This window comes from Pedobacter sp. SAFR-022, from assembly GCF_051965375.1.
Taxonomy (GTDB): Bacteria; Bacteroidota; Bacteroidia; order Sphingobacteriales; family Sphingobacteriaceae; genus Pedobacter.
This window is the reverse complement of sequence record NZ_JBQCME010000008.1, coordinates 137,353-145,294: the sequence shown is the minus strand read 5'-3', so window position 1 is coordinate 145,294 and position 7,942 is coordinate 137,353. Positions and strand designations below refer to the sequence as shown.

The 7,942-nt window shown below is 45.2% G+C and carries 6 protein-coding genes; 5 read left to right on the top strand and 1 reads right to left on the bottom strand.

Annotation, left to right across the window (positions count from 1 at the left end; translation table 11 throughout):
• Window positions 1-203: 203 nt before the first annotated feature.
• Entirely contained in the window at window positions 204-1,166 is a 963-nt protein-coding gene (locus tag ACTHQF_RS16360) for a manganese catalase family protein (protein WP_440431877.1), read from the bottom strand.
• A gap of 244 nt (window positions 1,167-1,410) precedes the next feature.
• On the opposite strand from ACTHQF_RS16360, the gene ACTHQF_RS16355 reads away from it, so the two are divergent.
• From ACTHQF_RS16355 to ACTHQF_RS16335, 5 genes are all read left to right on the top strand, one after another.
• The gene (locus ACTHQF_RS16355) at window positions 1,411-1,869 is read left to right on the top strand and encodes a MarR family winged helix-turn-helix transcriptional regulator (RefSeq protein ID WP_440431876.1); all 459 of its coding nucleotides are present in this window, start codon (window positions 1,411-1,413) and stop codon (window positions 1,867-1,869) included.
• Window positions 1,850-4,210, top strand: a complete 2,361-nt coding sequence (locus ACTHQF_RS16350; RefSeq protein ID WP_440431879.1) for a 3-hydroxyacyl-CoA dehydrogenase NAD-binding domain-containing protein — start codon at window positions 1,850-1,852, stop codon at window positions 4,208-4,210. Before ACTHQF_RS16355 ends, ACTHQF_RS16350 begins: the two co-directional genes overlap by 20 nt.
• Window positions 4,211-4,237: 27 nt before the next feature.
• Complete coding sequence (locus tag ACTHQF_RS16345; protein WP_440431874.1) at window positions 4,238-5,413, top strand: acetyl-CoA C-acyltransferase; 1,176 nt, start codon at window positions 4,238-4,240, stop codon at window positions 5,411-5,413.
• A gap of 40 nt (window positions 5,414-5,453) precedes the next feature.
• On the top strand, window positions 5,454-7,244 hold the full coding sequence (locus ACTHQF_RS16340) for an acyl-CoA dehydrogenase family protein (protein WP_440431872.1): 1,791 nt from the start codon (window positions 5,454-5,456) through the stop codon (window positions 7,242-7,244).
• Between the two features lie 116 nt (window positions 7,245-7,360).
• Complete coding sequence (locus tag ACTHQF_RS16335) at window positions 7,361-7,927, top strand: FKBP-type peptidyl-prolyl cis-trans isomerase (RefSeq protein ID WP_440431870.1); 567 nt, start codon at window positions 7,361-7,363, stop codon at window positions 7,925-7,927.
• Window positions 7,928-7,942: the final 15 nt, after the last annotated feature.

The window sequence follows — 7,942 nt, the reverse complement described above, 5'->3', positions numbered from 1 at the left end:
AGCAGGTCTGAACAGATATCCAGGTTCATTCTAAAAAGAAAACATTAATAAATGCTTATAGGGAAGGTGGCTCAGCGGTGAGTCGCCTTCTTTTGTTTAATAACATTTGTTAGGTATAACCAAACAGGAGTTTACCAGTTAGCGCTGCATAAAAATGCCCCCAAAAGCATTGAGCTTGTGGGGGCATCTAAAGTTCGGCTTACCTAGTTATTGTTCTGGGATGTTTCAAGGGGTTCAGCATAGTCGCTCCATTGCGCAGTTCCTTTCGGTTCTGCACTTTTAACTTCTGAGCTTCTTACCTTGCTCAGCTCTTTGTTTAGCTTTTCCGTTTTTGAAAGTTCGCTCTTTTTGCTGTCTTCCATTTCTGTTAATCCATTTGTTTGCTTCACATGTGCAACCGGATCAGCAATGTATTCCCAGTCTTTGCCCATATCTGGCATTTCACCTTCATTCCATGGACCGCGGGGGCTTTTTTCTGGTGAAAGGTTGAAATATTGCTGGGTAAAACGTGGGTCAGCCTGTAGTACGCCTGGAGGGAAGTTAGGCTGGATCGTAGACAAAGCTGCTTCGAACATCTTATAATGCGCGACCTCACGGGTCATCAGAAATGATAAGGTATCTTTTACGTAAGGATCATCTGTAAATTTCATCAGATGCTCATAAACTAGTTTCGCTCTGGATTCTGATGCCAGGTTGCTTCTCAAATCGACGGTAAGATCGCCATTGGAGTGAATGTATGATGCACACCAAGGGATGCCCTGGCTATTTCTCAGCGTTGGTCCGCCGCCTGTAATGATTGGGAACTGCGGATTGGCATGTAGTGCCGCGTGGATGATATTTTCTTTGGCTGCTTTGCCGTCTAATACCTGCATGATCTCACTTTGATCTGCGGCATCTTTTAGCTCGCCGTTTACACCTTTTAGTAACATCTGGATGGTTGCACCAACAATTTCCAGGTGCGAGAACTCTTCCGTGGCAATGTCCATTAACATGTCGTATTTGTCTGGATGAGGCTGCTTGGCGCCGAATGCCTGCGTAAAGTACTGCATGGCTGCGGCAAGTTCGCCATTTTCGCCTCCGAACTGTTCTAATAGAATATTGGCAAATGCCGGATCGGGTTTTGATACGCGGGCATTAAATTGTAGGTCTTTTGAATGATGGAACATAGTTTTTCGTTTTAGTGTAGATGTAGAAATTGGTATTATATAGGCTTAACTATTTCGAAGGATAATTGGTTTAGAACTTCCACTATTGATAATGATTATAAAGAGTATGCGGTAGGTAATATTACCTGAATTTCAAGCGATGCCCCAGTCCTGAGCAGCTTGAACAAATCCCTTTAAATTTTATTTTTTGTTGTTGGTTTACAATCTTAATTTCGTTAGCTTTGTTATGCAAGCATAGTAATTAATGAAACAGCAGGAAACAGTAGATTATTTTTTAAAGGTGGTTTGGCAGAATGTATCAAACGTTTATAACCAGATTGCATCAGGCTTCGGAATTACACAATCTATTGGCTACATGTTGATTAATATTGATAAGGAGGGCACTGCAGTTTCACAGTTAGCGGCATTGCTGGCTGTAAAAGCAACCAGCCTTTCCAGGATGTTAAATAACATGGAAGAACTTGGATTGATCTACAGGGAGGCATCACCGTCTGACAAGCGTTCGGTAAAAGTTTACCTGACGGAGTTTGGTCGCGAGAAAAGAAAGCTCGCCAAAGAAGTGGTAATAAATTTCAATGAATACTTAAATGAAAGCCTGAGTGCCCAGGAAAAGAATAATTTGATCAAAACGCTGGAGAAGTTGAACAAACTCACCTTAGCATATACAAGTACGATAGAAAATGATGAACAAAAGAATAAATAAAGTCGCCGTTTTGGGCTCTGGTATTATGGGCTCCCGTATTGCCTGCCATTTTGCAAACATCGGAGTGGAAGTTTTATTACTTGATATCCCTGCAAAAGAAGGCGATAAAAACAGCATTGTAAATAAAGCACTTGATACTGCGGTGAAGACCAATCCTTCACCAGTTTATTCCAAATCTGTTGTTAAGAAAATCAGCACTGGCAACTTTGAGGATGATATGAAGAAGATTGCTGCATACGATTGGGTAATTGAAGTGGTGGTAGAAAATCTGGATATCAAGAAGAGAGTTTTTGAGCAGGTGGAACAATACCGTAAGCCAGGCAGCATCATCTCATCGAATACTTCGGGCATTCCGATTCACATGATGGCGGAGGGAAGATCGGAAGATTTCAAAGCGAATTTCTGCGGAACACACTTTTTTAATCCGCCAAGATACCTGCGTTTACTAGAGATTATTCCTACGCCATACACCAAACCAGAACTGGTGGATTTTTTAATGCATTATGGCGACAAATTCTTGGGTAAGACGACCGTGCTTTGTAAGGATACGCCAGCGTTCATTGCGAATCGTGTAGGCGTTTATTCCATTATGGCTTTGCTGCACCTGGTAGAGAAAATGGAGCTTACCGTTGAGGAAGTTGATAAATATACAGGCCCGGCCTTAGGCCGGCCAAAGTCGGCCACTTTCCGTACCACAGATGTAGTTGGATTAGATACGATGATTAAAGTGGCAAAAGGTCTTTACGACAATTGTCCTGAGGATAAAGCACACGATCTTTTTAAGCTGCCCGAGTATGTGGCAAAAATGGAAAGCAACAACTGGCTGGGAGATAAAACCGGTCAAGGCTTCTATAAAAAGACCAAAACGCCTGAAGGTAAAACGGAGATCCTGGCGTTAGATCTAAAAACGCTTGAGTACCGGCCACAAGCTAAAGTGAAGTCTGCAACATTAGACATGACGAAAGCCATTGACAATGTTCCTGAGCGGATGAAGATTTTCGCTGCGGGCCGCGACAAAGCTGGTGAATTGTTCCGTGCATCCTTCTTTGGTTTGTTTGAATATGTATCAGACAGAATTCCGGAGATTTCAAACGAGTTATATCGGATTGATGATGCCATGCGCGCAGGATTCGGCTGGGAACTGGGGCCATTTGAGGTTTGGGATGCTGTAGGCATCTCGGAGTCCATTGAAGGCATGCGTAAGTATGGTCATGAGCCGGCAGCATGGGTACATGAAATGCTGGAAGCTGGACATACCAGTTTCTATAAAGTGGAGAATGGGCTTAAGTTATATTACGATATTCCTTCGAAAAGCTATGTGCCTGTTCCGGGTGCAGAAGCCTTTATTGTGCTGGACAACCTGCGCAGTAAGCAAACGCTTTGGAAGAATGCTGGTGCTTCCATCATTGATCTGGGCGACGGCATCTTAAACGTCGAGTTTCATTCGAAAATGAATACGATTGGCGGCGATACCTTGCAGGCCATCAACAAAGCGATTGACATGGCCGAGAAAGACTACCGTGGTTTGGTAATTGGAAATGATGGTGCGAATTTCTCTGCCGGGGCCAATGTAGGTATGATCTTCATGATGGCGGTAGAGCAAGAGTGGGATGAGTTGAATATGGCCATCCGCATGTTCCAGAATACTTCCATGCGCATCCGTTATTCTTCGATACCCGTGGTTGTTGCGCCGCATAACCTCACCCTTGGTGGGGGCTGTGAATTCAGCTTGCATGCCGATCATGTACAGTTAAACGCAGAAACCTATATGGGGCTCGTTGAATTCGGTGTGGGTGTTATCCCGGGCGGTGGTGGCACTAAAGAATTCGCTTTGCGCGCCTCTGATGAGTTTAAAACTGAGCAGATTGCGCAGAACGTACTCAAAGAAAGATTCCTGACGATCGGGATGGCTAAGGTGTCAACATCTGCAGAAGAGGCCTTTGAACTTGGTTATCTGCAGCAAGACAAGTATTCCATCTCTATGAACAGGAGTCGCCTGATTGCAGATGCCAAAGCAAAAGCGATCGAATTGGCAGAAGCGGGATACACGATGCCGGTGAAGCGCAGGGATATCAAGGTTTTGGGGAAACAAGGGTTAGGGATCGTTTATGCAGGTGCAAATAGCATGTATTCGGGTAAATACATCTCGGAACATGATAAGAAGATCTCCGAAAAATTGGGTTATGTACTGTGTGGCGGTGATTTGTCTGCGCCTACCGAAGTTACTGAACAGTACCTGTTGGATTTGGAAAGAGAAGCATTCCTTTCTTTATGCGGAGAGCGTAAGACGCTGGAACGTATTCAGAGTATTGTAACTAAAGGCAAACCACTGCGGAACTAATTATTTGAACACATTAAAGAAGAAAACATGGAAGCATATATTATAGCTGGATACCGGACGGCAGTAGGAAAGGCACCTCGTGGTGTGTTTCGCTTTACGCGGGCAGATGACCTGGCAGCGGAAGTTGTAAGGGCGCTTGTGGCCTCGGTGCCGAATTTAGATAAAGAGCAGATTAATGATGTCATTGTTGGGAACGCAACCCCGGAGGCAGAGCAGGGCCTGAATATCGGCCGCATGATCTCGCTGATGGGACTGGATACAGAGAAAGTTCCAGGGGTGACGGTGAATCGTTACTGCGCATCAGGGTTGGAGACCATCGCCATGGCTGTGGCGAAGATCAGGAGCGGTATGGCCGATTGTATCGTTGCTGGCGGTGTAGAGGTGATGTCGGGTATGCCTTTCGGTGGTTGGAAATTGGTTCCGAATCCGGAAGTCGCTAAAAAGAACCCAGACTGGTACTGGGGCATGGGTCTGACCGCAGAAGCTGTTGCTAATGAATATAAAGTGAGCCGTGAGGATCAGGATGCTTTTGCCTACCAGTCCAACATGAGGGCGGTAGAAGCCATCAAAAATGGTCATCTGAAAGCTGGCGTGTTGCCGATTACGGTAAATGAGACTTACCTGGATGAGCATATGAAAAAGCTAACCAGAAGTTTCGTGGTAGACACTGATGAGGGGCCGCGAGCTGATACGACAATTGAAAAACTTTCCAAGCTAAAGCCAGTGTTTGCCGCTGATGGAACCGTGACGGCGGGTAACTCTTCCCAGACGTCAGACGGTGCTGCCTTTGTACTGGTGGTTTCTGAACAGAAATTGAAGGAATTGGGTGTGGAACCAATCGCCAGATTGGTAAGCTACAGTGTTGCCGGAGTACCTCCTAGAGTAATGGGGATTGGGCCGATTGCGGCGATACCGAAGGCTTTGGAGATGGCAGGTATGAAATTGGATCAAATGGATCTGATCGAACTGAATGAGGCTTTCGCTTCACAATCACTTGCCATCGTGCGTGAACTTGGGATCAACACCGATATTCTGAATGTAAACGGGGGTGGAATCGCCTTAGGACATCCGCTGGGTTGCTCGGGCGCGAAATTGTCTGTTCAGTTGTTCAATGAACTGAAAAGGAGAGACAAGAAATACGGCATGGTTACGATGTGTGTAGGTACAGGCCAGGGTGCAGCGGGAATTTTTGAGATGTTATAAAATTAAAACGGATGAGCTTGCTCAATTAAATATTACAAGTATGGACACTACAGACAAAAAAACAATAAAAGGAGGTGAATTCTTAATTTCAGAAACGCAGTACCAGGATGTTTTTATTCCGGAGGAGTTTGATGAAGAACAGGTGATGATTGCACAAACCTGCCGTGATTTCCTAATTGCAGAAGTGTTTCCAAACCTGGACCGCATTGATGCGCAGGAGGAAGGATTGATGCAGTCGCTGCTGGAGAAAGCCGGTGAGTTGGGTATTCTCGGGGTTTCTATTCCTGAGGAATTTGGTGGTTTTGGAAAGAACTTCAACACTTCCATGCTCGTTGCCGATATTATTGGTGCGGGACATTCTTTTGCTGTGGCTTTGTCGGCACATACAGGTATCGGTACCTTGCCAATTTTATATTATGGCAATCAGGAGCAGAAAGCAAAGTATATCCCGAAGCTGGGCACCGGGGAGTGGAAGGCTTCTTATTGCTTAACCGAGCCGAATGCTGGTTCCGATGCAAACTCCGGTCGTACTAAAGCAAAGTTGTCTGAAGATGGAAAACACTACATCATCAATGGACAAAAGATGTGGATCACCAATGGGGGATTTGCAGATATCTTCATTGTGTTCGCGAAAATTGATGATGATAAGAACCTCACTGCGTTCATTGTAGAGCGGGATTTCGGTGGTATTACGATGAACCCGGAAGAGCACAAGATGGGGATTAAAGGATCTTCAACCCGCCAGGTCTTTTTCAACGATTGCCGTGTGCCGCTGGAGAACATGCTTTCTGAAAGAGAGAATGGATTTAAGATCGCAGTGAATATTTTGAACATTGGTCGGATTAAACTTGCGGCGGCGGCGATTGGCGCCTCAAAAAAGGTGATTGACCATGCAATCAACTATAGCAATGAAAGGGTTCAGTTTGAACGGATGATATCGAAGTATGGCGCAATCAGACATAAACTTGCAGAAATGGCAACCAAGGTTTACGCTGTGGAGAGTGCTAGTTACCGTGCAGGTCAGAATATCGACGATGCTTATGACGCACTTGTTGCTGGGGGAATGGATGCCAGTAAAGCGAAGTTGAAGTCGACCGAGCAGTTTGCTGTAGAATGTGCTATCCTGAAGGTTTGGGGCTCTGAAGCTTTAGACTACGTAGTGGATGAAGGTGTGCAGGTTTATGGAGGTATGGGCTTCTCTGCTGATGCGCCAATGGATCGTGCTTACCGCGACGCACGTATTAACAGGATCTTTGAAGGAACAAACGAGATCAACCGCCTGCTTACGGTAGACATGATGTTGAAGCGTGCAATGAAGGGTGAGCTGGACCTGATGACCCCTGCCACGGCAGTAGCATCAGAATTGATGTCTATTCCCGATTTCGGCGAGCCGGATGATACTTTATTTGCTGCAGAGAAGAAGATTATCCAGAACCTGAAAAAAGCAACTTTGATGGTTGCCGGCTCAGCGGTTCAGAAGCTGATGATGAGCTTATCGAAAGAACAAGAGATCTTGATGAATATCGCCGACATGGCCAGCTACGTATATGTAGCGGAATCAGCAATGCTCAGAACAGAGAAGCTGGTGAGTTTGCGGGGTGAGGAAGCATGTGCAGGACAACTGAATATGATGCGCATTTATTTTGTGGAGGCTATAGATGCTGTTGCCAAAGCAGGTAAAGAGGCTTTATGGGCATTCGCAGAAGGTGATGAGTTGCGCATGATGCTTGTAGGCTTGCGCAGGTTCACCAAAATGGAACCATTTAATGTGAAAGCAGCAAGGCAAGAGGTTGCACAGCAATTGATTGCTGCAAATAGATATTGCTACTAATCAACGATAAAGAAATTACGCTCACCGTCCTGCATGAATTTGCAGGGCGGTTTTTTGTTGTTGTTAAAAAAGGTTAAAAATTGTTCTCTCACATTTAAAAGACTATTTTTGTCGATATGTTCAGAAATGCCCTTTTTATTGCTTGTACGATCCTATGCATAGGACTCTCGTCATGCGGTGATCTGGTAGAATACAACGAAGATACCCAACTACAGCTGGATGTAGATTCCATTGAACAGTTTATCGTTAAACAGAACCTTAACTTTCAAAAGGATCGAAGTGGCTTGTATAGCCTGATTATTAATCCTGGCAAAGGGGAGTATGAATTGGAGCAAGATGACGACGTTGTTGTGACCTATACGGGGAAGCTGCTGAACGGCATTATCGTTGAACGAGGAGATACCGTGCGGTTAAAGTATGCTGGCATGATAGAAGGTTGGCGGGAAGGCTTAAAGAAAATTAAACCGGGTGGCACGGTGCGTTTGCTGATTCCATCAACGATGGCTTACACGGACCGACGAGTTGGACAAATTCCCCCGAACTCAAGCCTTGATTATACCATTTTCTTTCGATCAATTGTCCGGAAGAATACGACATTGCCGAACACTGAACCGGGAGAGGACCCCGACGATGATCCGGCAACGGATGATGGTGGAGGTGTTATCCTTGAACCTGACTACTAAAAAATACAATCTAAA

Excerpts from the sequence above, each read along its gene's own strand:
- ACTHQF_RS16355 (WP_440431876.1), top strand. The coding sequence starts at position 1,411 with ATGAAACAGCAGGAAACAGTAGATTATTTTTTAAAGGTGGTTTGGCAG.
- ACTHQF_RS16350 (WP_440431879.1), top strand. The coding sequence starts at position 1,850 with ATGAACAAAAGAATAAATAAAGTCGCCGTTTTGGGCTCTGGTATTATG.
- ACTHQF_RS16360 (WP_440431877.1), bottom strand. The coding sequence starts at position 1,166 with ATGTTCCATCATTCAAAAGACCTACAATTTAATGCCCGCGTATCAAAA.
- ACTHQF_RS16335 (WP_440431870.1), top strand. The coding sequence starts at position 7,361 with ATGTTCAGAAATGCCCTTTTTATTGCTTGTACGATCCTATGCATAGGA.
- ACTHQF_RS16340 (WP_440431872.1), top strand. The coding sequence starts at position 5,454 with ATGGACACTACAGACAAAAAAACAATAAAAGGAGGTGAATTCTTAATT.
- ACTHQF_RS16345 (WP_440431874.1), top strand. The coding sequence starts at position 4,238 with ATGGAAGCATATATTATAGCTGGATACCGGACGGCAGTAGGAAAGGCA.